This is a genomic window from Streptococcus australis (genome assembly GCF_901543175.1).
GTDB lineage: Bacteria > Bacillota > Bacilli > Lactobacillales > Streptococcaceae > Streptococcus > Streptococcus australis_A.
The window spans coordinates 1,094,091-1,117,752 of record NZ_LR594040.1 but is presented as its reverse complement, the minus strand read 5'-3'; the positions used below and the strand labels follow the sequence as shown (position 1 = coordinate 1,117,752).

The 23,662-nt window shown below is 39.8% G+C and carries 23 protein-coding genes; 18 read left to right on the top strand and 5 right to left on the bottom strand.

Features of this window, described 5'->3' with window-relative positions:
• Window positions 1-26: 26 nt before the first annotated feature.
• Window positions 27-2,081, bottom strand: coding sequence for an FtsX-like permease family protein (locus FGK98_RS05575; protein WP_138100406.1), 2,055 nt, complete (start codon window positions 2,079-2,081; stop codon window positions 27-29).
• Window positions 2,071-2,844: an ABC transporter ATP-binding protein gene (locus FGK98_RS05570; RefSeq protein WP_138100405.1), complete on the bottom strand. Its 774-nt coding sequence runs from the start codon at window positions 2,842-2,844 to the stop codon at window positions 2,071-2,073. Before FGK98_RS05570 ends, FGK98_RS05575 begins: the two co-directional genes overlap by 11 nt.
• 657 nt (window positions 2,845-3,501) lie before the next feature.
• Here FGK98_RS05570 and FGK98_RS05565 point away from each other — a divergent pair.
• Together FGK98_RS05565 and FGK98_RS05560 are read left to right on the top strand one after the other, a co-directional pair.
• On the top strand, window positions 3,502-5,067 hold the full coding sequence (locus FGK98_RS05565; RefSeq protein WP_138100404.1) for a hypothetical protein: 1,566 nt from the start codon (window positions 3,502-3,504) through the stop codon (window positions 5,065-5,067).
• Window positions 5,068-5,070: 3 nt separating this feature from the next.
• On the top strand, window positions 5,071-5,310 hold the full coding sequence (locus FGK98_RS05560) for a hypothetical protein (protein WP_138100403.1): 240 nt from the start codon (window positions 5,071-5,073) through the stop codon (window positions 5,308-5,310).
• Between the two features lie 81 nt (window positions 5,311-5,391).
• On the opposite strand, the gene guaA is transcribed toward FGK98_RS05560, so the two are convergent.
• A complete protein-coding gene (guaA, locus tag FGK98_RS05555; RefSeq protein WP_138100402.1) occupies window positions 5,392-6,954 on the bottom strand; it encodes a glutamine-hydrolyzing GMP synthase in 1,563 nt (520 codons plus the stop codon).
• 140 nt (window positions 6,955-7,094) lie between these two features.
• Between guaA and FGK98_RS05550 the strand changes: the two genes are divergently transcribed.
• The 11 genes from FGK98_RS05550 (at window position 7,095) to FGK98_RS05500 (ending at window position 16,104) form a co-directional block, all read left to right on the top strand.
• The gene (locus tag FGK98_RS05550) at window positions 7,095-7,793 is read left to right on the top strand and encodes a GntR family transcriptional regulator (RefSeq protein WP_138100401.1); all 699 of its coding nucleotides are present in this window, start codon (window positions 7,095-7,097) and stop codon (window positions 7,791-7,793) included.
• Window positions 7,794-7,929: 136 nt separating this feature from the next.
• Complete coding sequence (locus FGK98_RS05545) at window positions 7,930-9,216, top strand: peptidase U32 family protein (RefSeq protein ID WP_138100400.1); 1,287 nt, start codon at window positions 7,930-7,932, stop codon at window positions 9,214-9,216.
• Window positions 9,217-9,230: 14 nt separating this feature from the next.
• Window positions 9,231-9,542: a CHY zinc finger protein gene (locus tag FGK98_RS05540; protein ID WP_138100399.1), complete on the top strand. Its 312-nt coding sequence runs from the start codon at window positions 9,231-9,233 to the stop codon at window positions 9,540-9,542.
• A 233-nt stretch (window positions 9,543-9,775) separates the two neighbouring features.
• Window positions 9,776-9,976 (top strand): F0F1 ATP synthase subunit C, encoded by a 201-nt coding sequence (locus FGK98_RS05535; RefSeq protein ID WP_001054552.1) that lies wholly within the window; start codon window positions 9,776-9,778, stop codon window positions 9,974-9,976.
• Window positions 9,977-10,010: 34 nt separating this feature from the next.
• Entirely contained in the window at window positions 10,011-10,724 is a 714-nt protein-coding gene (atpB, locus tag FGK98_RS05530) for a F0F1 ATP synthase subunit A (RefSeq protein WP_000392856.1), read from the top strand.
• Between the two features lie 13 nt (window positions 10,725-10,737).
• Entirely contained in the window at window positions 10,738-11,232 is a 495-nt protein-coding gene (gene atpF, locus FGK98_RS05525) for a F0F1 ATP synthase subunit B (RefSeq protein WP_138100398.1), read from the top strand.
• On the top strand, window positions 11,232-11,768 hold the full coding sequence (locus tag FGK98_RS05520) for a F0F1 ATP synthase subunit delta (protein ID WP_138100397.1): 537 nt from the start codon (window positions 11,232-11,234) through the stop codon (window positions 11,766-11,768). Before atpF ends, FGK98_RS05520 begins: the two co-directional genes overlap by 1 nt.
• Window positions 11,769-11,782: 14 nt before the next feature.
• On the top strand, window positions 11,783-13,288 hold the full coding sequence (gene atpA, locus FGK98_RS05515; protein ID WP_138100396.1) for a F0F1 ATP synthase subunit alpha: 1,506 nt from the start codon (window positions 11,783-11,785) through the stop codon (window positions 13,286-13,288).
• A gap of 15 nt (window positions 13,289-13,303) precedes the next feature.
• A complete protein-coding gene (locus tag FGK98_RS05510) occupies window positions 13,304-14,182 on the top strand; it encodes a F0F1 ATP synthase subunit gamma (RefSeq protein ID WP_138100395.1) in 879 nt (292 codons plus the stop codon).
• Window positions 14,183-14,267: 85 nt separating this feature from the next.
• On the top strand, window positions 14,268-15,674 hold the full coding sequence (gene atpD / locus FGK98_RS05505) for a F0F1 ATP synthase subunit beta (protein ID WP_138100394.1): 1,407 nt from the start codon (window positions 14,268-14,270) through the stop codon (window positions 15,672-15,674).
• A 10-nt stretch (window positions 15,675-15,684) separates the two neighbouring features.
• On the top strand, window positions 15,685-16,104 hold the full coding sequence (locus FGK98_RS05500; RefSeq protein WP_000068036.1) for a F0F1 ATP synthase subunit epsilon: 420 nt from the start codon (window positions 15,685-15,687) through the stop codon (window positions 16,102-16,104).
• 42 nt (window positions 16,105-16,146) lie between these two features.
• Here FGK98_RS05500 and FGK98_RS05495 read toward each other — a convergent pair whose 3' ends face one another.
• Window positions 16,147-17,160, bottom strand: a complete 1,014-nt coding sequence (locus FGK98_RS05495) for a lactonase family protein (protein ID WP_138100393.1) — start codon at window positions 17,158-17,160, stop codon at window positions 16,147-16,149.
• A gap of 143 nt (window positions 17,161-17,303) precedes the next feature.
• Between FGK98_RS05495 and FGK98_RS05490 the strand changes: the two genes are divergently transcribed.
• The 5 genes from FGK98_RS05490 to FGK98_RS05470 all read left to right on the top strand — a co-directional run bounded on the left by FGK98_RS05490 (window position 17,304) and on the right by FGK98_RS05470 (window position 21,968).
• Window positions 17,304-18,470: an AI-2E family transporter gene (locus tag FGK98_RS05490; RefSeq protein WP_138100392.1), complete on the top strand. Its 1,167-nt coding sequence runs from the start codon at window positions 17,304-17,306 to the stop codon at window positions 18,468-18,470.
• Window positions 18,460-19,689: a tetratricopeptide repeat protein gene (locus tag FGK98_RS05485; RefSeq protein ID WP_171011117.1), complete on the top strand. Its 1,230-nt coding sequence runs from the start codon at window positions 18,460-18,462 to the stop codon at window positions 19,687-19,689. The genes FGK98_RS05490 and FGK98_RS05485 overlap by 11 nt, the downstream gene beginning before the upstream one ends.
• 148 nt (window positions 19,690-19,837) lie before the next feature.
• The gene (locus tag FGK98_RS05480) at window positions 19,838-20,479 is read left to right on the top strand and encodes an amino acid ABC transporter permease (RefSeq protein ID WP_138100391.1); all 642 of its coding nucleotides are present in this window, start codon (window positions 19,838-19,840) and stop codon (window positions 20,477-20,479) included.
• Window positions 20,480-20,489: 10 nt separating this feature from the next.
• Window positions 20,490-21,119: an amino acid ABC transporter ATP-binding protein gene (locus FGK98_RS05475; protein ID WP_138100390.1), complete on the top strand. Its 630-nt coding sequence runs from the start codon at window positions 20,490-20,492 to the stop codon at window positions 21,117-21,119.
• 9 nt (window positions 21,120-21,128) lie between these two features.
• On the top strand, window positions 21,129-21,968 hold the full coding sequence (locus FGK98_RS05470; protein ID WP_138100389.1) for an amino acid ABC transporter substrate-binding protein: 840 nt from the start codon (window positions 21,129-21,131) through the stop codon (window positions 21,966-21,968).
• A gap of 73 nt (window positions 21,969-22,041) precedes the next feature.
• Here FGK98_RS05470 and lysS read toward each other — a convergent pair whose 3' ends face one another.
• Window positions 22,042-23,532, bottom strand: a complete 1,491-nt coding sequence (gene lysS, locus FGK98_RS05465; RefSeq protein ID WP_138100388.1) for a lysine--tRNA ligase — start codon at window positions 23,530-23,532, stop codon at window positions 22,042-22,044.
• Window positions 23,533-23,662: the final 130 nt, after the last annotated feature.

Here is a 23,662-nt window from a genome sequence, read left to right as displayed (position 1 = left end):
TCCTCCTTTTCCTCGCTTTTTAAATTTTATTCTTGTCTTTTTGGTTCCATTAAGGATAACAAGTACTTGTTACTATTTTTCTTTACAATTCTGATATAGATGACTTCAAAACCAGCTAAGAGCAGTACGATCAGCATGGCTGTGATAAATTTCTGCCCCATGTCCATTCTTACACTAGCAGGTACTATTCCTGTGAGGAGGGAGCTCACACCGAAGCTACTGCTGATAAGTGCGAGGGCTATTGGTAGACCGAAATACCAGTTGACTTGCTTTTCTGACGATTTACAAAGAGTTTCATAGTTGGCGCCAAGATGAATCAAGGTTTGGTATCGTCTGTAGGATTGTCTTTGTCCCATCATAAACTGGACGCCGATAATTGTATTTGCGACAACAAGGAAGATGATTGCCAGATAAATAGTAATATAGCTGGCAGAGATAATATAAAATAATTGTCTTCCCATATTTTGTATATAGCTTTCATAACCAAGAGAGGTTTGATTTAGCTTTTCATTGGCATCTGAGATAGCTCTCATCAAGCCTTTTTCCTTGACAAGATTAGGAGCTAGGATGCCACTGACATAGTTTGAGTATTTACTGTCAGTATAGTTCATAAAGGCCTCATCTGGAAGAATGAGAGCGACAGAGAGGGTTACCTCACGGTCCGTTACAATTGGTAAAGACTGTACCTCTCCAATCAATTTTATATCATTTCCCATGACTTTGATTTGAGGGGTTGCTTTCAGAACAGAGTTAACCAAGTTCTCATCAGGTAGAAAATCTTTCCCCATATACAAGTAGGCTTCCTTACTAGTTAATTCTAGAGGAGGGAGGTTTGCAGCCTTTCTAAGCTCATTGTATTCAGAGAGTGGCAAAAGGTGGCAACTTATATATTTTTGGAAATTATGGACTAAGATTTCCTTGTTTTTACTGTCTTTTTGCTCTTTCAATACCTTGATGAACTGTTCAAAGGATACGGACTCATGTTCTTTTGGTTTGCCGACTTTGATTTGCAGAATCTTTGAAAACTGTGATGCTAGTCCTGTAGCTTCAAGCTCTTTTTTAACTGTGTCTATATCAAGATTTTCATCTGTTTCTTGCTTGCTATCTCTAAAAGTATAATCCAATACGTGGGTTTGATTGCCTGAATTGCCGCTTGCAATGGCAACACCTGCTCCAAAGAGGCACAAGGCAGAGAAGATTAAGAGGGAGCAGATGGCCAGTATAGTTGAGCGCTGGATAACTAATTCCTGAATCTGTCTAAAATTATAGGTATGAAGTTTTCGATTGCTTCCAAGCTTGACCAAAAAGTCTATAAATAAACGCATACCAAAGAAGAGCAGGATGGTTCCTAGAGTTCCCAAGAGAACAGTGATGCCCATGGTTATGACACTCTTCCAAGCTCGTCCACTCATACCCAAGTAATAGGCTGCCCCGAGAAGCAACATTCCAATGGAAGAAGCAAGCCAATAAATACCTCTAGGTAGAACTTTCTTCATACCGGAAGGAGAATAGGATAGTAGGTTTCCGATTTCTTTATTGGCCGTCTTTGCACTTAAAAGAACAAAGACTGCTAATTTGACGGCTAGGAAGCCGATGACTGTATAGAGTAGAGCTGTGGTAGATAGAGAAAATTGATGCTCAATAATCCCTAGTCCCACAATTTTAGCGGTTATTAGGCTGATCAGTTCTGAAATCAAGATGGCAATAGGAAGGCCTATTCCAAGAGCAAGGATGCTGTTTCTCAAATCCTCGAGTAGGAGCAATATGAACAGTTTACCTCTCCGCATCCCCAGTGTGAGATAAACACCAAATTCATGTTTTCTCCTTTCCATCTGCATACTGCTTGCGAAGTAAACTAGAAAAAAGAGGATAAAGAGGGTTGCTACATAAAGGATGGGAATCATGCTAAAGAGTTTATTTACAGCGTCACTCTCTATTTGTTTGAGAAAGATCATCACATCTTGATGGGACAAAGAAAGGATGATGTAAAAGGAGATAATAGAAAGAATCATAGAACTGAAATACAAGCCATTATTCTTTCGATCTCTCTTGCTATTTCTTGAGACTAATTTAGAAAACATTGCCATCACCTCCAGCCAGGGCAGCCATAACCTTTAGTATTCTGTGATAGAAGTCTTCTTGACTTTCTCTTGGATAATCGCGTCGGATTTCATGGAATAGTTTTCCATCTTGGATAAACAAGATGCGATTACAAAAGCTAGCAGCGACCGAGTCGTGGGTCACCATGAGAATGGTGGTCTTTTCTATTTGATTCATTTCGGATAATTTTTGCATCAAAATGGTCGCATTTTTTGAATCCAAAGCCCCTGTGGGCTCGTCTGCAAATATAATCTTAGGGTCTAAAATCAAGGCACGCGCAGCAGCTACCCTTTGCCGTTGACCACCCGATAATTGAGATGGGAACTTATCCAGAAGTTCAGAAATATCCAGATATTGGGAAAGCAATTCTAATCGAAGCTTGCTTTCGTTGGCATCGACCTTGTGCAAAGATAAGGGGAGTAAGATATTTTCTTTGGCTGTCAGATTGTCCAAAAGCTCAAAATTCTGGAAGAGATAGCCAATTTCCTTGCCACGATAATCAGCTAACTGACTACCTTTTAACTGACCTAAATCTTTTTCTTGCATTTGAATGGAACCGTCAGTTGGCTTGATGATTGTGGCGAGACAGTTAAGAAGGGTTGTTTTCCCAGAACCGCTACTCCCCATAATTCCTAAGAACTCGCCTTTTACAACTTGAAAAGATATGCCGTCCAAGGCTTTGGTGATATTGGGTTCTTTCCCATAATGCTTTTTTAATGATTCTACTCGTAAAATGGTTTCCATGTGAAATACCTCCATCTTTTGTTACTTTCATTATAGTATGAATCAGAGTAGAATAACACTTACGGATGATGTAAGAAATCTTTATCGTTGATTTTTATAGTCAGGTTATTGGACTTATGCTTACTATATTATAGCATGGTTTCAGGGATTTAAAAAGAGGAGTAGAGGTTGAGAAATTTTCCTAATATTGAAATAATAAAAAATAATACCACTGAAGTTCATGCTCCAGCGGTATTATCTTACAGGAAAATCTATTTCCGTTCTTATTTTCTATTGTTACTTCATTTAAATCTGACAAAGAATAATTGTAGCAAGCTAGTTTTAAAGAATTCTTTTCAGCCTACACTATTTTTTATCCAAAGATAAATCTCACTATACGATTACTGGCTTTCTCTGTTACCTTATTAATATCATCTTTTTTCCAATAGGGCTTTACATCATTGCCATAAGTTTCTACAAGAGCAGTCGCTAAGGGATAAATGCTATTAACATAGCCTAATTTACTCTTTTGTGTTGTAGATACCTTTGTTCTAAACTATTCATTTCCAATTGTTTATAACCAATAAAACAGTAAGAGAATTTGATTTTATTGTTTTTTTGATTTATAATTATAATAGGTTAGATTTGTATAGTATTAAATTTTCGGAGGATACATGGATGCCAAGAGAAGGAGTGACTATTTACGATTTATTAATTTCGTGTCCCGGGGATGTTACTGGCTATCTTCAATTAATTAAGGAAGCTGTTGATAATTTTAATAAACTATATGGTAGTTTGAATAATATACAAGTATCAATCAAGCATTGGTCAACGGATAGCTTTCCTGAATCAGGTGATAAACCACAGGAATTATTGAATAAGCAAATTGTTAGGGAATGTGATGCAGCTGTTGCTATATTTTGGACAAGATTTGGTACAGCAACAGATAATTATGGATCAGGAACGGAAGAAGAAATTGAGGAGATGCTATCAGCTGATAAACAAGTTTTTATGTACTTTTTAGAAGCTCCGATAATTCCGTCTAATATAGACATTAAGCAATATGAAAAAGTGCAAGAATTTAAAGAAAGATATAAAGATAGAGGGATATTTTTTATAGTTAATGACGAGAGTGATTTTCAAAGGCTTTTTACAAATCATCTATCACTTTATTTTTTAAAATTAATTTCAGAAAAAGAAACTTATCAAAACGAAAATATAAAACCGTTTGTGACAATAAGGGATAAAAATACATTATCTGACGAAAATGTTTTACCTAAACAATTTAGTTTACTGGAGTCAAAATTTATCAATGAAAAGCAAAGTAGGATTAATGAATATATAGATGAACTAAACAGTACCGTAATTTCTGAAGAATCAGGTATATTAGAAGATAAATCTAAAAAGTTGATCATGCTTTCAAAAGAAGATGCGAATGTTGATTTTCTTTATAAAATGGCTGATTCTGTGGTTATTAGTGATGAATTCAAAGATACTATAAATGATTTCGCTAAAGAAAACCAAATCAAACTACATGAAAATTTTTGGTACTTAGGAAATTTAAGGAAAGATAAATTTCAGGTGAAAATTCCTTTCGGTAACAGTAGTCCTTCGTATATAGGGTCTGACAAGGAAAAGAAACGCTTTTCTAAATTAAACAAATTATATTGGGAAATAATATCTTACAAAGAGTACATTGAATATTTCACATACATAGATAACATTAAATTTGTCGAATTAATCGTTTCTAACTTAGGTAAAACATATGATGAAGATATCGATATAAAACTGATGGTACCAAAAGGTTGTCTGCTAAAACATAATAACTTACTTTATCCAGGAGAGAACATAATTGAGGAGATACAGGGAATTGAATTAGATGAATTTCTATTTAAAATTAAAGAAAGTGACTCAGTTGATGCTTACGCCTATTTTCAAATAATTCCATCAAATATAGAAAGAATTAATATTAATCCGCTTATCGCATATACTACAAGACCTGGTTATGAAGATCAAAAATACAACTATAAAAACTCTTTAGAACACATATTTATATATAAAAATTTTACAAATTCAGAATTTGATATTTTAAGATTTGGCATTGAGTATTTGAAACATAACTCCTCAATGGCATTTCCATCGATACTAATGTTTGAGAATGTTCCTCAAACGATTGAATATGAGATTACTTCAAAATATATACCGGATGTAGTGAAGGGTAAGATACATTTAAAAATTGATTAATAGGTGTTTAATTGGTTAATAGAGCTCAGGAAGTATTCAGAAAATTTAGGTAGTAAGGAAATAATAAATAAAGAAATAGATTTGATTAGTGAGTTTGAATATAATAATGATTTTTACCGTGTTTATGAATTGCGCGGGGATAATGGAGATTATTCTAGAATTGTTAGCGAGTCTAAGAAAGGTATGTATATAGAAAGTAGCAAAAAGGTTAAAAAGATATTAGGTTTAAATACTGAAAAATAGTTTTTGTTGTTAAATTGTTGTTAAAATAAAGTAAAAAGCCTTAGAAAGATTGATTTCTAGGCTTTTTTTAACTCATTAACTCTATTCCCACTCAACGGTTGCAGGTGGTTTACTTGTAATATCGTAGACGATACGGTTCACGTGGTCTACTTCATTAACGATACGAACAGAGATTTTTTGAAGGACTTCCCATGGAATTTTCGCGAAATCAGCTGTCATACCATCGATAGAAGTGATGGCACGGATAGCGATGGTGTAGTCGTAAGTACGACCGTCACCCATAACACCTACTGAACGAACACCAGTGTTGACAGTGAAGTATTGCCAGATATCGCGGTCAAGACCAGCTTTGGCGATTTCTTCACGAAGGATGGCGTCTGATTCGCGAACTGTTTCAAGCTTTTCTTCAGTGATTTCACCCATGACACGGATCGCAAGACCTGGTCCTGGGAATGGTTGGCGCCATACGATGTGGTCTGGCATGCCAAGTTCTGTACCAAGAGCACGAACTTCATCCTTGTAAAGAGTGTTAAGTGGCTCGATAAGCTCGAACTGCATATCTTCTGGAAGTCCACCCACGTTGTGGTGAGACTTGATAGTTTGAGCAGTATCCGTACCTGACTCGATGACGTCTGTGTAAAGTGTTCCTTGAGCCAAGAATTTCACATCTTTTAGCTTGCTTGCTTCGTCATCAAAGACATAAACAAATTCATTACCGATAATCTTACGTTTTTGTTCAGGGTCAGAAACACCAGCCAATTTATCAAGGAAACGTTTAGCAGCATCTGCTTTGACGATATTCAACCCAAACTTACCACCAAGCATGTCCATAACTTGGTCTGCTTCCCCTTTACGGAGAAGACCGTGGTCTACAAAGATACAGATCAATTGATCGCCAATCGCTTTCTGGAGAAGAACACCAACGACAGAAGAGTCAACACCACCAGATAGACCGAGAAGGACACGTTTATCACCGACTGTCTCACGGATTTTTTGAATCTGCATCTCGATGAAGTTATCCATTGACCAGTCGCCTTTAGCCTTACAGATATTAAGGGCAAAGTTGCGAAGGATATCATTTCCATAGACAGAATGGCGAACCTCTGGGTGGAATTGGATACCGTAGATGTGTTTGTCTGGGTTTTCAATAGCTGCATAAGGACAGTCGGCAGAAGTACCTGTACGAACAAAGTCGGCAGGAATTTCAGTAACCGCATCACCGTGGCTCATCAAAACAATCTGTTCTTCAGGAGTCCCTTCAAAGAGGGCAGAAGGACTGTGAGTAAGTGGGGATTGCCCATACTCGCGGTTTCCAGCATCACCCGCAGGTACAACCTTACCACCAAGTTTGTGAGTAAGAAGTTGCATACCATAGCAAATTCCTAAAATTGGAATACCAAGTTCAAAAATTTCTGGGTCAATATCAAATGCCCCCTCTTCATAAACAGAATTTGGCCCACCTGAGAGAATGATCCCTACAGGGTTAATCGAACGAACCTCTGCAGCTGAAATTTTATGGCTTTTTAACTCTGAAAAAACACCAATTTCACGGATACGGCGTGAAATTAGCTGGTTGTATTGGCTACCATAGTCCAGTACGATGATTTTTTCGACATCTTGCAAATCAGTTGAAATGTTGCTCATCTTTTTCCTTTCTCAAAAGAAATATCTTCTTCAATATTCTATCACAAATGAGAGCGAATTACCAACTAAACAAGGCAAAGTTTGACTTTTTCTAATTAAATACGGTACAATAGAGAAAACATAGAAAAGAAGTGAAAAGCATGTTACCAGCTTATATGAAAATCCATGACCAGATAAAAAAAGATATAGATGAGCATCGTTGGAAAATCGGAGAAAGGCTTCCAAGCGAACGGGATCTTGCTGACCAGTTTCAAGTTAGCCGGATGACCTTGCGACAAGCCATCTCTCTCTTGGTTGAGGAGGGAGTTTTGGAGCGTCGTGTAGGAAGCGGAACCTTTGTTTCGAGCACTCGAGTTCAAGAAAAAATGCGTGGAACCACTAGTTTTACGGAGATTGTCAAAGCCCAAGGGAAAGTTCCTTCTAGTCAGCTGATTTCCTATAGGAGAACCATTCCCAACGAGCAGGAAGTAGCAAAGCTAGGTATTTCACCAACTGAAAATATCATCCGTATGGAACGGGTGCGTTACGCTGATCAAGTTCCTCTAGTCTATGAAGTGGCTTCGATTCCAGAAAAGTTTATTAAGAATTTTAAAAAAGAAGAAGTAACCAGTCATTTCTTTCAGACCTTGCAGCAGCATGGCTACCGGATTGGCAAATCCCAACAGACCATTTATGCGAGATTGGCTAAAGAAAAGATTGCCCATTACTTAGAAGTAGAAAAAGGGCATGCCATTTTAGCCTTGACTCAGGTTTCTTATCTCGATGATGGGACAGCTTTTGAATATGTCAAGAGTCAGTATGTGGGTGAACGTTTTGAATTTTATCTTGAAAACAACTAGTCTCAGAAGACTAGTTGTTCGTTTCTAAGAAGATTAGAATTGTCAAAACAATTTGCCTAGACTTGATTTTATCCATTATTTACTATAAAATGGGAAGGAAAAACGTCAAACTTTTATATTGCAAATAGGAGAAAAAATGACAAAAACATTAAAACGTCCTGAGGTTTTATCACCTGCAGGGACTTTAGAGAAGCTAAAAGTAGCTGTTCAATATGGTGCAGATGCGGTCTTTATCGGTGGGCAGGCCTATGGTCTTCGTAGCCGTGCTGGAAACTTCACCTTTGAACAGATGGAAGAAGGGGTGCAGTTCGCCGCCAAATACGGTGCCAAGGTTTATGTGGCTGCCAATATGGTCATGCATGAAGGAAATGAAGCTGGTGCTGGTGAATGGTTCCGTAAGTTGCGTGATATCGGGATTGCGGCAGTAATCGTATCAGATCCAGCCTTGATCATGATTGCAGCAACAGAAGCACCAGGTCTTGAAATCCACCTTTCGACTCAAGCCAGTGCGACCAACTATGAAACTCTAGAGTTCTGGAAAGAACTTGGTCTAACTCGTGTGGTTTTGGCTCGTGAAGTTTCAATGGAAGAATTGGCAGAGATTCGCAAACGTACGGATGTTGAGATTGAGGCCTTTGTCCATGGAGCCATGTGTATTTCTTACTCAGGTCGCTGTACGCTTTCAAACCACATGAGTATGCGTGATGCTAACCGTGGTGGTTGTTCTCAGTCTTGTCGTTGGAAATATGACCTCTACGACATGCCCTTTGGCCGAGAACGTAAGAGCCTTAAGGGTGAAATCCCAGAAGAATTTTCGATGTCTGCCGTAGATATGTCTATGATTGACCATATCCCAGATATGATTGAAAATGGTGTAGACAGTCTCAAGATCGAAGGACGTATGAAGTCTATTCACTATGTTTCGACAGTAACAAACTGCTACAAGGCGGCTGTGGATGCTTATCTCGAAAGCCCTGAAAAGTTTGATGCCATCAAACAAGACTTGGTAGATGAGATGTGGAAGGTTGCCCAGCGTGAATTGGCAACAGGATTCTACTATGGTACACCGTCTGAGAATGAGCAGTTATTTGGTGCTCGCCGTAAGATTCCTGAGTATAAGTTTGTCGCTGAAGTGGTTTCTTATGATGAAGCAACCCAGACAGCAACCATTCGTCAACGGAATGTTATCAATGAAGGGGACCAAGTTGAGTTCTACGGACCTGGCTTCCGTCATTTTGAAACTTATATCGAAGACCTTCACGATGCCAAAGGTAACAAGATCGATCGTGCACCAAATCCAATGGAGCTATTGACAATCAAGGTTCCACAGCCTGTGCAAGCAGGTGACATGGTCCGTGCCCTGAAAGAAGGACTTATCAACCTCTATAAGGAAGACGGGACAAGTGTCACAGTTCGTGCCTAGATAGGGAAAAGGGAATGATTCAAGCGCATGGTTTATTGGTAGATGATGAAAGTAGGTGTGTTCATTATCATAGTAAAGAAGACATTGTTTCACTCCAGTGTTATGAATGCAAGAAATACTACGCATGCTATCAGTGTCACAATGCGATGGAGACACATTTATTTTCACCCTACCCCTTGACGCTTTCTGAGGATCGACCGATTTTATGTGGGGCTTGTAAGAGGACTATGACATTTCAAAAATATCAGAAACAGATGGCTTGTCCATTCTGCTCATCTCAATTTAATCCCGGTTGCAAACTTCATCATTCATTTTATTTTAAATAGAAAAAATAGATCCAAGTTTTTAAGCTTGGGTCTTTTATTTTGCTTTAGAAACCTTAGTAAAAATACGGAATTTCTTATGGTAACAGATGAAAAGTTTCTATACAATTGTACTAAAAATAGTAAAATTAGGAATAAATCATCTTAAACGCTTTCAATGTTAGTAAAAAGTTGACAAAAACAAATTTTAGGACTAAACTAAGGAAGTAAATTTAAATAAAAAAGGAGAATTCATTATGAATTTAACATTTTTTGGTCTATGTCTTGCCTGTATGGGTGTATCTCTTGCAGAAGGATTTTTGATGAACGGTTTGTTCAAATCTGCAGCACGCCAACCAGATATCATTCCACAATTGCGTAGTTTGATGATCATGGGGATTGCCTTTATCGAAGGAACATTCTTTGTAACTCTCGTATTTTCATTTATCATCAAATAAAGAGAAGTATAAAATGGAAAAGGGAGGATTCTAGATGGAAGAAAGTATCAATCCAACCATCAATATTGGTCCTGTTACCTTTGATTTAACCTTGACAGCATTGACTTTGTTGTCTGTGGCACTTATTTTTGGCTTTATCTATTGGGCAAGTCGCAATATGACAGTAAAACCCAAAGGAAAGCAAAATGTACTAGAGTATCTCTATGACTTTGTAGTCGGATTTACGGAACCGAACGTAGGTTCACGGTACATGAAAGATTACTCACTCTTTTACTTGTGTTTATTTCTTTTTATGGTTATCGCAAATAATCTGGGTTTGATGGCGAAACTTCAAACTACAGATGGGACAAACCTTTGGACATCGCCAACAGCAAATCTCCAGTTTGACTTGGCCTTGTCATTCGGAATTATCCTGATGACCCATATTGAAGGAATTCGTCGTCGCGGTGTTAAAAAATATCTAAAAGGTTTTGTAACCCCAGGGTTTATGACTCCGATGAATCTCCTTGAAGAAGTCACGAATTTCCTATCACTTGCTTTGCGGGTGTTCGGAAATATCTTTGCTGGAGAGGTGATGGCAAGTTTGCTTATTACTCTTTCGCACCAGGCTCTTTATTGGTATCCAGTCGCATTTGTTACCAATCTTGTCTGGACGGCATTTTCTGTGTTTATTTCCTGCGTTCAGGCTTATGTATTCACAGTCTTGTCTTCTATGTATCTAGGAAATAAAATTAATGATGAAGAGTAGAAAGGAGTAAATGATGCACGTAACAGTAGGTGAATTGATTGGTAACTTTATTTTAATTGCTGGCTCTTTTATCCTTTTGATCGTCTTAGTCAAAAAATACGCATGGTCAAACTTGACAAGTGTCTTCGAAGAACGCGCCGAAAAGATTGCTGCTGATATTGATGGTGCTGAGCAAGCTCGTCAAAAAGCAGAAACTCTTGCTCAAAAGCGTGAAGATGAATTAGCTGGTAGCCGTACAGAGGCTAAAACCATCATTGAAAATGCGAAAGAAACTGCTGAGAAGAGCAAAGCGGACATATTGTCTGAAGCAAAACTAGAAGCTAGTCGTCTGAAAGAAAAAGCGAACCAAGAAATTGCTCAAAATAAAGCGGAAGCTTTACAAAGCGTTAAGGGTGAGGTAGCAGATTTGACGATTAGTCTTGCCGGTAAAATAATCTCACAAAACCTTGATGGTCAAGCTCATAAGGAACTCATTGATCAGTACATTGATCAGCTAGGAGAAGCTTAATGGACAAAAAGACAGTAAAGGTAATTGAAAAATACAGCATGCCTTTTGTCCAATTGGTGATTGAAAAAGGAGAAGAAGACCGTATCTTTTCTGACTTAGCTCAAATCAAGCAAGTCGCTGAAGAAACAGGCTTGCCTTCTTTTTTAGGTCAAGTGGCAGTAGATGAGACAGATAAGGAAAAAACAGTTCGTTTCTTCCAAGACTCAGTGTCACCACTAATGCAAAACTTTATTCAGGTCCTATTATACAATCACAGAGCAAATTTATTTTATGAAGTAATTGTAGATTGTTTGAGTCGACTTGAAAAAGAAACGAATCGATTTGAAGTAACGATTGCCTCTGCTCATCCATTAACAGATGACCAGAAGGAACGTTTGCTCCCTTTGATTGAGAAAAAAATGTCTCTGAAAGTTCGGAGTATCAAAGAACAAATCGATGAAAGTCTAATCGGTGGTTTTGTCATTTTTGCCAATCACAAGACAATTGATGTGAGTATTAAACAGCAACTTCGTGTTGTTAAAGAAAATTTGAAATAGAAAGTGGTGTTCTTTTGGCAATTAACGCACAAGAAATCAGCGCTTTAATTAAGCAACAAATTGAAAATTTCAAACCCAATTTTGATGTGACTGAAACAGGTGTTGTAACCTATATCGGGGACGGTATTGCGCGTGCCCACGGCCTTGAAAATGCCATGAGTGGAGAGCTCTTGATTTTTGAAAATGGCTCTTATGGTATGGCGCAAAACTTGGAGTCTACAGACGTTGGGATTATCATCCTAGGTGACTTTACAGATATTCGTGAAGGCGATACTATTCGTCGTACAGGTAAAATCATGGAAGTCCCTGTCGGTGATAACTTGATTGGACGTGTTGTGGATCCACTTGGTCGTCCAGTTGATGGTCTCGGAGAAATCCACACGAACAAGACTCGTCCAGTAGAAGCACCAGCTCCTGGTGTTATGGAGCGTAAGTCTGTTTCAGAACCATTGCAAACAGGTTTGAAAGCTATTGATGCCCTTGTACCGATTGGTCGTGGTCAACGTGAGTTGATTATCGGAGACCGTCAGACAGGGAAAACAACCATTGCGATCGATACCATCTTGAACCAAAAAGGTCAAGATATGATTTGTATCTATGTAGCCATTGGACAAAAAGAATCAACGGTTCGTACACAAGTAGAAACACTTCGTCAGTACGGTGCCTTGGACTACACAATCGTTGTGACAGCCTCTGCTTCACAGCCTTCTCCATTGCTCTTCCTAGCTCCTTATGCTGGGGTGGCTATGGCTGAAGAATTTATGTACCAAGGCAAGCATGTTTTGATCGTATATGATGATCTTTCAAAACAAGCGGTAGCTTATCGTGAGCTTTCCCTCTTGCTTCGTCGTCCACCAGGTCGTGAAGCCTTCCCAGGGGATGTTTTCTATCTCCACAGCCGTTTGCTTGAGCGCTCAGCTAAAGTTTCTGACGAGCTTGGTGGTGGATCAATCACAGCCCTACCATTTATCGAGACGCAAGCAGGAGATATCTCTGCCTATATCGCGACCAACGTAATTTCAATCACAGATGGACAAATCTTCCTTGGAGATGGCCTCTTTAATGCAGGTATTCGTCCAGCTATTGATGCGGGTTCATCTGTATCTCGTGTAGGTGGTTCTGCACAAATCAAAGCTATGAAGAAGGTTGCTGGTACACTTCGTATAGACCTTGCTTCATATCGTGAGTTGGAAGCCTTCACTAAGTTTGGTTCTGATTTGGATGCGGCAACACAGGCTAAGTTGAATCGTGGCCGTCGAACGGTAGAAGTATTGAAACAACCAGTTCACAAACCATTGCCAGTTGAGAAACAGGTTACTATCCTGTATGCTTTGACACATGGTTTCTTGGATACAGTCCCAGTAAATGACATTGTTCGCTTTGAGGAAGAGTTCCATGCCTTCTTTGATGCTCAACATCCAGAGATTTTGGAAACCATTCGTGAAACAAAAGACTTGCCAGAAGAAGCAATCTTGGATGCTGCGATTACAGAGTTTCTCAATCAATCCAGCTTCCAATAAGAATAGAGGTGTCAGATGGCAGTATCTCTAAATGATATTAAAACAAAAATCGCCTCAACAAAAAATACGAGTCAAATCACCAATGCTATGCAAATGGTGTCAGCAGCTAAATTAGGCCGCTCTGAAGAAGCAGCTCGAAACTTTCAAATATACTCTCAAAAAGTTCGTAAACTTTTGACAGATATCCTTCATGGAAATGGAGCTGGTGGTTCAACCAATCCTATGTTGATTAGTCGTCCAGTTAAAAAGACAGGCTATATTGTCATCACTTCAGATCGTGGTTTAGTTGGGGGCTACAATTCTTCCATCCTTAAAACTGTTATGGAGTTGAAAGAAGAATATCATCCGAATGGAGATGACTTTGAAGTCATCTGTATTGGTGGTATGGGAGCTGACTTTTTCAAGGCTCGTGGCATTCAACCAATCTATGAATTACGAGGCTTGGCTGATCAACCTAGTTTTGATGAAGTTCGTAAAATTATTTCAAAAACGATTGAAATGTATCAAAATGAACTCTTTGATGAACTCTATGTCTGCTATAATCACCACGTTAATACACTTACCAGCCAAATGCGTGTGGAGCAAATGCTTCCGATTGTTGACCTTGATCCGAACGAAGCAGATGAGGAGTATAGCTTGACATTTGAGTTGGAAACAAGCCGAGAAGAAATTTTGGAGCAATTGTTGCCACAGTATGCTGAAAGTATGATTTATGGAGCCATTATCGATGCCAAGACAGCTGAAAATGCCGCTGGTATGACAGCTATGCAGACAGCGACTGATAATGCCAAGAAAGTCATCAATGATTTGACCATTCAGTATAACCGTGCCAGACAGGCGGCGATTACACAAGAAATTACAGAAATTGTAGCAGGTGCTAGTGCCTTAGAATAAGGCCCTACCCTGTACGTATCAAAATGAACTTAGGCCCTAGGTACACTAGGAACCGACAGTATCTTATATAGAATAGGAGAAGGAGATGAGTTCAGGTAAAATTGCTCAGGTTATTGGACCCGTTGTAGACGTCTTGTTTGCAGCTGGGGAAACACTTCCTGAGATTAACAATGCACTTGTCGTCTACAAAAATGACGAAAGAAAAACAAAAATCGTCCTTGAAGTAGCCTTGGAGTTGGGTGATGGTATGGTTCGTACTATCGCCATGGAATCAACAGATGGTTTGACTCGTGGAATGGAAGTTTTGGATACAGGTCGTCCAATCTCTGTGCCTGTAGGTAAAGAAACTTTGGGACGTGTCTTCAATGTTTTGGGAGATACCATTGACTTGGATGCTCCTTTCGCTGAAGACGCTGAGCGTCAGCCAATTCATAAAAAAGCTCCAACTTTTGATGAGTTGTCTACCTCTTCTGAAATTCTCGAAACTGGGATTAAGGTTATCGACCTTCTTGCCCCTTACCTTAAAGGGGGGAAAGTTGGACTCTTCGGTGGTGCCGGAGTTGGTAAAACTGTCTTGATCCAAGAATTGATTCACAACATTGCCCAAGAACACGGTGGGATTTCCGTATTTACTGGTGTTGGGGAACGTACCCGTGAGGGGAACGACCTTTACTGGGAAATGAAAGAATCAGGCGTTATCGAGAAAACAGCCATGGTATTTGGTCAGATGAATGAGCCACCAGGAGCCCGTATGCGTGTTGCCCTTACTGGTTTGACAATCGCTGAATACTTCCGTGATGTAGAAGGCCAAGACGTGCTTCTCTTTATCGACAATATCTTCCGTTTCACTCAGGCTGGTTCAGAAGTATCTGCCCTTTTGGGTCGGATGCCATCAGCCGTTGGTTACCAACCAACACTTGCTACAGAAATGGGGCAATTACAAGAACGTATCACATCAACCAAGAAGGGGTCTGTAACCTCTATCCAGGCTATCTACGTACCTGCGGATGACTACACTGACCCTGCGCCAGCAACAGCCTTCGCTCACTTGGATTCAACGACTAACTTGGAACGTAAGTTGGTACAATTGGGTATCTACCCAGCCGTTGACCCACTTGCATCAAGCTCACGCGCCTTAGCTCCTGAGATTGTTGGTGAGGAGCACTATGCAGTTGCTGCGGAAGTCAAACGTGTGCTTCAACGTTACCATGAATTGCAAGATATCATTGCTATCCTCGGTATGGATGAACTCTCTGATGAAGAAAAAACCTTAGTTGCACGTGCCCGTCGTATCCAGTTCTTCTTGTCACAAAACTTCAACGTTGCGGAGCAATTTACTGGTCAACCTGGTTCTTATGTACCAGTAGCGGAAACGGTTCGAGGTTTTAAGGAAATCCTTGAAGGGAAACACGACAAACTTCCAGAAGATGCCTTCCGTGGCGTCGGTTCAATCGAAGACGTCATTGCTAAGGCAGAGAAAATGGGATTTTAAGAGGTGATCTATGGCTCAGTTAACTGTCCAGATCGTGACACCAGATGGCCTCGTCTATGACCACCATGCCAGCTTTGTATCGGTTCGAACTCTGGATGGTGAGATGGGGATCTTGCCACGACATGAAAATATGATTGCGGTTTTAGCGGTTGATGAAGTAAAGGTAAAAAGAATCGATGATGATACTCATGTGAACTGGATTGCAGTAAACGGTGGGATTATTGAGATTGCCAATGACATCATTACCATTGTAGCCGACTCAGCAGAGCGTGCTCGTGATATCGATATCAGCCGTGCTGAACGTGCGAAACTTCGCGCTGAACGTGAAATCGAAGAAGCTCAAGACAAGCACTTAATTGACCAAGAACGACGCGCTAAGATTGCTCTTCAACGTGCCATTAACCGTATTAATGTCGGAAATAAACTATAATCAAAAAATGAACTTGAATCTCAAGTTCATTTTTTGATTATCTTAGTTCGCAAAGTGGATGCAAACTGCTTCTGGGACATGGAAATCGTTAGAAAGTTCTGCAAGACGGCCACTTTCAGAATTACGCTTAAAGACGGTTGCGTTATCAGAATCTTGATGAACAGCAATGAGAAACTCTTGATCAGGAGTTAGGTCGAAATCACGTGGATTTTGTCCATGTGTTGGTACTATCTCTAATAATTCCAGACTGCCATCAGCGAGGATTGTATAGACGGCAATGGAATCATGACCTCGGTTGGATGCATAAAGGAATTTCCCATCTTTTGAAAGACGAATGGCTGCAGTAGCGTTGAAATCTTCGTATCCATCTGGTAAGGTTGAAATGACTTGCATGCGTTCAAATTCACCAACCCCATCGTAAATCAAGACTTCAATGGTACTATTTAGTTCGCAGATGAGATAGGCAATCTTATAGTGGTGGTGGAAAACGATGTGGCGAGCACCTGCTCCAGACTGGCTGTGATAAGTGTGGAGCTTACTTAGTTTTCCTTCTGGGCTAACATCATAGGTCGTCACCTCGTCAGTACCTAGGTCACATGTGACGAGATACTGGTCAGGTGTTAGATCTGTAAAGTGGACATGAGGAGAAGTTTGATTTTCATGAGGGCCTTGTCCACTATGCTGATCCAGGTCCGTTTGGATGAGACTACCATCTGCTTGGCGCTGATAAACCAGAACTTGGCCTTTATGGTAGTTGGCTCCGTAAATGAGATTGCGCTTTTCATCAACTGCCACATAACAATGGGGAGCGCCTTCTTCAACCACATGATTTAACAAAGTACCATCGGTCTTGTAAGCAGCGATTCCCCCCAAGCCATCCTGACTCCCTACGGTGTATATGTGTTGCTGTTGGTCAAAGGCAAGGTAGGTCGGACTTGGTTCAGCAGCAAAGAGTTCAAGGTTTGCAAGCTGGCCTGTTTCTGTATCAAAATCTGCCTTGTAAATCCCTTTAGATAAGCGACGAGTGTAAGTTCCAAAATAAACAGTTTCTTTCATGTCCATACCTCTTAATAATGATAAGTTCATTATACCATAAAATGACAGTCAGGAAGTGTTCGTTTAATCTATGTAAGCACTTTAATAAGAGTTATTTTAGATTAAAAATGGTATAATGAAATAATGACAGAAAGGATGTATTTATGGAACATAAAGAGAAACATTTTAGCCTATCTTGGTTTTTTAAGTGGTTTTTAGATAATAAAGCCATCACTGTATTTTTAGTAACCTTGTTACTGGGGCTAAACATTTTTATTTTAAGTAAGATTAGTTTTATATTTTTACCCGTTTTAGACTTTCTTGGGGTTGTCATGTTACCAGTTATTTTATCTGGTTTACTCTATTACCTCCTCAATCCGATTGTTGACTGGATGGAGAAACACAAGATCAATCGTGTTCTTGCCATTAGTATTGTTTTTGTTATTATTGGACTCTTTATCATTTGGGGGCTGGCAGTCGCAATTCCAAATTTCCAACGCCAAGTCTTAAATTTTGCAAAGAATGTGCCGACTTATCTTAAGGATGCTGATATGGTTATCAATGACCTTGTAACCAAACGCTTGCCAGATGATTTTAGACCACAGTTGGAGCAGGTTCTTGCCAATGTTTCTACAGAAGCAACGATATGGGCCAGCAAAATTTCTTCTCAAGCCGTTAACTGGGTCAGCGCCTTTATCAGTAGTGTTTCTCAGGTGATTGTAGCGGTCATTATCGTCCCCTTTATGCTCTTTTATCTTTTGCGCGATGGAAAAGGTCTACGAGACTATTTGACTAAGTTTATCCCAACCAAATTAAAAGAACCTGTGGGTGAAATCCTATCAGATGTCAATAAACAGCTGTCAAACTATGTTAGAGGACAAGTTACAGTAGCTATTATTGTAGCAATCATGTTTATTATCTTCTTTAAGATTATCGGTCTCAGATATGCTGTGACTCTGGGGATCACGGCTGGTATCCTCAATCTAGTACCTTATCTAGGTAGTTTCCTTGCCATGCTGCCTGCCCTTGTTTTAGGTTTAATCGCAGGACCTGTCATGCTATTGAAAGTTGTCATTGTCTTTATCGTAGAACAAACGATTGAAGGTCGCTTCGTTTCTCCGCTTATTTTAGGTAGTCAGCTAAACATCCATCCGATCAATGTCCTCTTTGTTCTCCTAACTTCAGGTTCTATGTTTGGTATTTGGGGAGTCTTGCTGGGAATTCCTGTCTATGCTTCTGCCAAGGTCGTTATCTCTGCTATCTTTAACTGGTACAAAAAAGTCAGCGGTTTGTATGAAGAAGAAGGGGAGGAAATCAAGAGTGAACAATAGTCAACGCATGCTCCAGGCTTTGGATGAACAGGATTTAACCAAGGCGGATCAGTATTTTCGCAAAGCACTTGAAACTGATTCAAGTGAAGTTCTCTACGAACTAGCAAGCTATCTAGAGGGAATTGGCTTTTATCCTCAAGCCAAGGAAATTTATCTAAAAATTGTGTCAGAATTTCCAGAAGTGAATCTGAACTTAGCTGCAATTGCAAGTGAGGATGGCAATGTTGAGGAAGCCTTTGCCTATCTCGAGGAAATTACACCTGATAATGATTGGTATGTATCGGCTTTGGCCTTGAAGGCTGATCTCTATCAGTTGGAAGGATTGACAGATGTATCACGTGAAAAGTTACTGGAGGCCTTAAACTACTCAGATGAACCGTTATTAGTTTTTGGTCTGGCTGAGTTGGATAGTGAGTTAGGAAATTATCAGGAAGCTATTCAGGGCTATGCCCAATTAGACAATCGCTCCATCTATGAGCAAACGAGTGTCTCAACCTACCAACGAATTGGCTACGCTTATGCCCAGTTAGGCAAGTTTGAAGCTGCTACAGAATTCTTAGAAAAAGCTTTAGAACTAGAATACGATGACCAAACTGCCTTTGAACTGGCTAGTCTTTACTTTGACCAAGAAGAGTATCAAAAATCAGCTCTCTACTTTAAGCAGATTGATACCATTTCGCCAGATTTTGAGGGATATGAGTATGGTTATAGTCAATCCTTGCACAAGGAACATCAGATAGAAGAAGCTCTCCGTATCGCTAAACAGGGTTTGGAGAAAAATCCATTTGAAACTCGTCTCTTACTAGCTGCTTCTCAGTTCTCGTATGAATTACATGATCCTAGCGGTGCGGAGGACTTTCTCCTTACTGCAAAAGAAGATGCAGAGGATACAGAAGAAATATTCCTTCGCCTTGCAACCATTTATATGGAACAAGAGCGGTTTGAGGACATTATCGCTCTCCAAAGTCAAGAACCTGAAAACGTCTTGACCAAGTGGATGATTGCCCGTTCTTATCAGGAAATCGAGGATTTAGATAGGGCCTATGAGCTCTATCAAGAACTGTCGTCTGACCTCAAGGACAATCCAGAGTTTCTGGAACAATATACTTATCTCTTGCGTGAATTGGGGTATTTTGAAGAAGCTAAGACTCAAGCAGAGTTATATTTAAAACTGATTCCAGATGATGTTCAGATGCAAGAACTGCTAGAAACACTTTAAAAATATCCTATAAAGCAAAACTGTATCTAGTCATTTTGATGGATGCGGTTTTTTTATTTTCAAAAGGAAACAGAATTTTTTTACAATAACCCTTGCTAAATTGTTTATTTATGCTATAATAGGAATAATTATTTTTAGGAGGTGCAGTATGTCTTATTTATTTGAGATATTACCGAGTTTATTGAGCGGTGCAAGCATGACTTTACAGGTTTTTGTACTGGTCTTGATTTTTTCTATTCCCTTGGGCGTTTTGATTGCATTTGCCTTGCAAGTCCATTGGAAACTCCTCCATTATCTGATCAACATTTATATCTGGATCATGCGGGGAACACCCTTGCTCTTGCAATTGATCTTTATCTATTATGTGCTCCCAAATATTGGGATTCGTTTGGATCGCCTTCCTGCGGCTATTATTGCCTTTGTTTTGAATTATGCAGCTTACTTTGCTGAAATCTTCCGTGGGGGGATTGATACCATTCCTAAGGGTCAATATGAGGCTGCTAAGGTCTTGAAGTTTAGCCCTTTTGCCACAGTGCGCTATATTATCTTACCACAGGTGACCAAAATTGTTCTACCTAGTGTATTTAATGAAGTCATGAGTTTGGTCAAGGATACTTCTTTGGTCTATGCCTTGGGGATTTCAGATTTGATCTTGGCTAGTCGAACAGCTGCCAATCGGGATGCTAGTCTTGTTCCTATGTTTTTAGCTGGAGCGATTTATTTGATCATGATTGGTCTTGTGACCATTGTAGCGAAAAAACTTGAGAAGAAGTACAGTTATTACAGATAGGAGGACTGCTATGTTAGAATTACGAAATATTAACAAGAGTTTTGCTGGAAAACAAATCTTAACCAATTTCAGTCTATCTATTCCTGAAAAGCAAATCCTCGCAATCGTAGGTCCATCAGGAGGCGGAAAGACCACCTTATTACGTATGCTAGCTGGCCTGGAGACCATCGATTCTGGAGAAATCTACTATAATGGCGAATCTCTAGCTATAGATGAATTGGAAAAGCGTAATCTACTAGGATTTGTTTTCCAAGACTTTCAACTCTTTCCGCATTTGTCAGTTTTCGAGAACTTAATCTTGTCACCTATTAAAACCATGAATATGGACAAGGAAGCTGCTGAGAAAAAGGCGCGCGTTTTGTTAGAACAACTTGGGTTAGCTGGACATGCGGATGCTTATCCTTTCTCACTATCTGGTGGACAAAAGCAGCGTGTCGCCTTAGCGCGCGCCATGATGATTGATCCCGAAATTATCGGGTATGATGAGCCTACATCAGCCTTAGATCCTGAGTTACGATTAGAAGTGGAAAAACTCATCCTTCAAAATAAAGAGCGTGGTATGACCCAGATTGTTGTGACGCACGATCTTCAGTTTGCGGAAAACATTGCTGATCAGATCCTTAAGGTTGATCCAAAGTAGGAGGTGCCTATGAAGAGAAAGAAAATTGCCCTTGTACTTGCTCTGTTCTTTAACTTCTTCCTGACAGCTTGTACGCAAAAGGTCAGTGATCCGAAGCAGGATAATTGGGCCAAATATCAAGAACAGGGCAGCATTACCATTGGATTTGACAATACCTTCGTTCCCATGGGATTCGAAGAGAAGAATGGTCAATATGTAGGTTTTGATATAGACCTAGCCCAAGCTGTCTCTGAAAAACTTGGAATTCAGGTGAATTTTCAACCCATCGACTGGGATATGAAAGAAACCGAACTACAAAATGGTACCATTGATGCCATCTGGAATGGTTATTCTGCAACAGATGAAAGGCGGGAGAAGGTCGCCTTTACCATACCTTATATGGAAAATCAGCAAATTTTAGTTTCTAAAAAATCTCAAAATATCCAGTCAGTCAAAGATATGAATAACAAGGTTTTGGGAGCTCAGGCTGGATCTTCTGGTTATTTGAACTTTGAAGCGCAGCCAGATTTGCTAAAAAATCAGGTAAAAGATCAGAAGGCCAATCAATACCAAAGTTTCAATGAAGCCTTGATTGATTTGAAAAATGATCGGATTGATGCCTTGTTGATTGACCGTGTCTATGCCAATTACTACCTCCAGTCTGAAGGGATATTAAGTGACTACAATGTCTTTTCAGCTGGATTTGAAAGTGAAGCTTTTGCAGTGGGTGTTAGACCTGCTGATAAAACGTTGCTAGCTGCATTGAACCAAGCCTTTATCTCACTATACCAAGAAGGAAAATTCCAGGAAATCAGCCAGAAATGGTTTGGGGAAGATGTAGCCACCAGTCAAGTTAAAAATCAAGAATAAGAAAAGAGATTGAGTTTTTCCTCAGTCTCTTTTAGTATTAAAAATCCTCTGGCAAGGGCCAGAGGATAAGAGTTTATTTCATTGTTGGGAAAAGCAATACATCACGGATAGTAGTTGTATCAGTGAGGAGCATGCAGAGACGGTCGATACCGATTCCCAAACCACCTGTTGGTGGCATACCGTATTCGAGGGCTTCGATGTAGTCATAGTCGATGCCAGTCGCTTCATCATCCCCAAGTTCTTTAGCTTTTGCTTGAGCTTCAAAACGGCTAAGCTGATCGATTGGATCATTCAACTCAGTAAAGGCATTACCGTATTCCTTGGTCATGATGAAGAGCTCAAAGCGGTCAGTAAAGCGTTCGTCTTCAGGATTTTTCTTAGCGAGTGGAGACACAGCTACTGGATGTCCATAGACAAAGGTTGGTTGGATCAAGGTTTCTTCAACAAACTCTTCAAAGAAGGCGTTGATAATGTGGCCAACTTCAGTGTAGTGTTTTTCAACTGGAACTTTCTTCTCAGCAGCGATAGCTTTTGCTTCTTCAAAAGTCATATCTTGCCAGAAATCAACACCAGTAATTTCCTTGATAGCATCCACCATATGGACACGTTTAAACGGTTCATTGATCTTAATTTCAGTTCCTTGATAGTTTACTGGGCCATCACCTTTGACTGATTTAGCAGCGTGTTGGATAATACCTTCCGTCAAGTCCATGATATCTTGGAAGTCAGCATAAGCTTGATAAACTTCGATAGAAGTGAACTCAGGGTTATGAGTGGCGTCCATTCCTTCGTTACGGAAGATACGGCCAATCTCGTAAACACGTTCCATACCACCAACGATGAGGCGTTTCAAGTGAAGCTCAGTTGCAATACGAAGAACCATGTCAATGTTTTGGGCATTGTGGTGAGTGATAAATGGACGAGCAGCAGCACCACCGGCTTCGTTGTGAAGGACAGGTGTTTCCACTTCAAGGAAACCTTTTTGGTCTAGATAACGACGGATTTCAGAGATGATTTTTGAACGAGTGACAAAACGCTCAAAGCTTTCACGGTTAGAAATTAAGTCTAGGTAACGTTTACGATAGATGGTTTCAACATCAGTCAAACCGTGGAATTTCTCGGGAAGAGGACGAAGCGCTTTAGACAAGTGCGTGATGTGTGTGGCTTTGATAGAGAGCTCTCCCATATCTGTACGCATAACCTCACCTTCGACACCGAGGAAGTCTCCTAGGTCAGCCTTTTTGAAGATTTCGTAGTTTTCTTCACCAACTTCGTCTTTACGAACGTAGATTTGGATTTGACCTTCACGATCTTGGAGATGGGCAAAGCCGACTTTTCCTTTACCACGTTTAGTTACCAAGCGTCCTGCAATTGTAGCAGTTTCGTTTAATTCATGTAATTGTTCTTTATCGAGTTCTGCAAATTTCTCTTTAAGCTCTTGTGAGTTAGCAGTACGTTCAAAACGTTTTCCGAAGGGATCGATTCCTTGTTCACGGAGCGCAGCCATTTTTTCACGGCGAACGATCTGCTGGTCATTTAGTTCTTCCATATGTTCTGTAGACATGGGTTCCTCCTAATTTTACTCAAAATTTGATACGATGAGTCATTTTTTACGATACTCCCATTTTATCATAAATAGCAGAGAAATTCACGGATATTCTTTGAAAACTAAAAAGAACTTGACCAGTGGGATC

Excerpts from the sequence above, each read along its gene's own strand:
- FGK98_RS05570 (WP_138100405.1), bottom strand. The coding sequence starts at position 2,844 with ATGGAAACCATTTTACGAGTAGAATCATTAAAAAAGCATTATGGGAAA.
- FGK98_RS05500 (WP_000068036.1), top strand. The coding sequence starts at position 15,685 with ATGGCTCAGTTAACTGTCCAGATCGTGACACCAGATGGCCTCGTCTAT.
- FGK98_RS05495 (WP_138100393.1), bottom strand. The coding sequence starts at position 17,160 with ATGAAAGAAACTGTTTATTTTGGAACTTACACTCGTCGCTTATCTAAA.
- FGK98_RS05545 (WP_138100400.1), top strand. The coding sequence starts at position 7,930 with ATGACAAAAACATTAAAACGTCCTGAGGTTTTATCACCTGCAGGGACT.
- FGK98_RS05510 (WP_138100395.1), top strand. The coding sequence starts at position 13,304 with ATGGCAGTATCTCTAAATGATATTAAAACAAAAATCGCCTCAACAAAA.
- FGK98_RS05475 (WP_138100390.1), top strand. The coding sequence starts at position 20,490 with ATGTTAGAATTACGAAATATTAACAAGAGTTTTGCTGGAAAACAAATC.
- FGK98_RS05565 (WP_138100404.1), top strand. The coding sequence starts at position 3,502 with ATGCCAAGAGAAGGAGTGACTATTTACGATTTATTAATTTCGTGTCCC.
- FGK98_RS05480 (WP_138100391.1), top strand. The coding sequence starts at position 19,838 with ATGTCTTATTTATTTGAGATATTACCGAGTTTATTGAGCGGTGCAAGC.
- FGK98_RS05550 (WP_138100401.1), top strand. The coding sequence starts at position 7,095 with ATGTTACCAGCTTATATGAAAATCCATGACCAGATAAAAAAAGATATA.
- FGK98_RS05490 (WP_138100392.1), top strand. The coding sequence starts at position 17,304 with ATGGAACATAAAGAGAAACATTTTAGCCTATCTTGGTTTTTTAAGTGG.
- FGK98_RS05535 (WP_001054552.1), top strand. The coding sequence starts at position 9,776 with ATGAATTTAACATTTTTTGGTCTATGTCTTGCCTGTATGGGTGTATCT.
- FGK98_RS05575 (WP_138100406.1), bottom strand. The coding sequence starts at position 2,081 with ATGTTTTCTAAATTAGTCTCAAGAAATAGCAAGAGAGATCGAAAGAAT.
- atpF (WP_138100398.1), top strand. The coding sequence starts at position 10,738 with ATGCACGTAACAGTAGGTGAATTGATTGGTAACTTTATTTTAATTGCT.
- FGK98_RS05520 (WP_138100397.1), top strand. The coding sequence starts at position 11,232 with ATGGACAAAAAGACAGTAAAGGTAATTGAAAAATACAGCATGCCTTTT.
- FGK98_RS05470 (WP_138100389.1), top strand. The coding sequence starts at position 21,129 with ATGAAGAGAAAGAAAATTGCCCTTGTACTTGCTCTGTTCTTTAACTTC.
- atpB (WP_000392856.1), top strand. The coding sequence starts at position 10,011 with ATGGAAGAAAGTATCAATCCAACCATCAATATTGGTCCTGTTACCTTT.
- atpD (WP_138100394.1), top strand. The coding sequence starts at position 14,268 with ATGAGTTCAGGTAAAATTGCTCAGGTTATTGGACCCGTTGTAGACGTC.
- lysS (WP_138100388.1), bottom strand. The coding sequence starts at position 23,532 with ATGTCTACAGAACATATGGAAGAACTAAATGACCAGCAGATCGTTCGC.
- guaA (WP_138100402.1), bottom strand. The coding sequence starts at position 6,954 with ATGAGCAACATTTCAACTGATTTGCAAGATGTCGAAAAAATCATCGTA.
- FGK98_RS05540 (WP_138100399.1), top strand. The coding sequence starts at position 9,231 with ATGATTCAAGCGCATGGTTTATTGGTAGATGATGAAAGTAGGTGTGTT.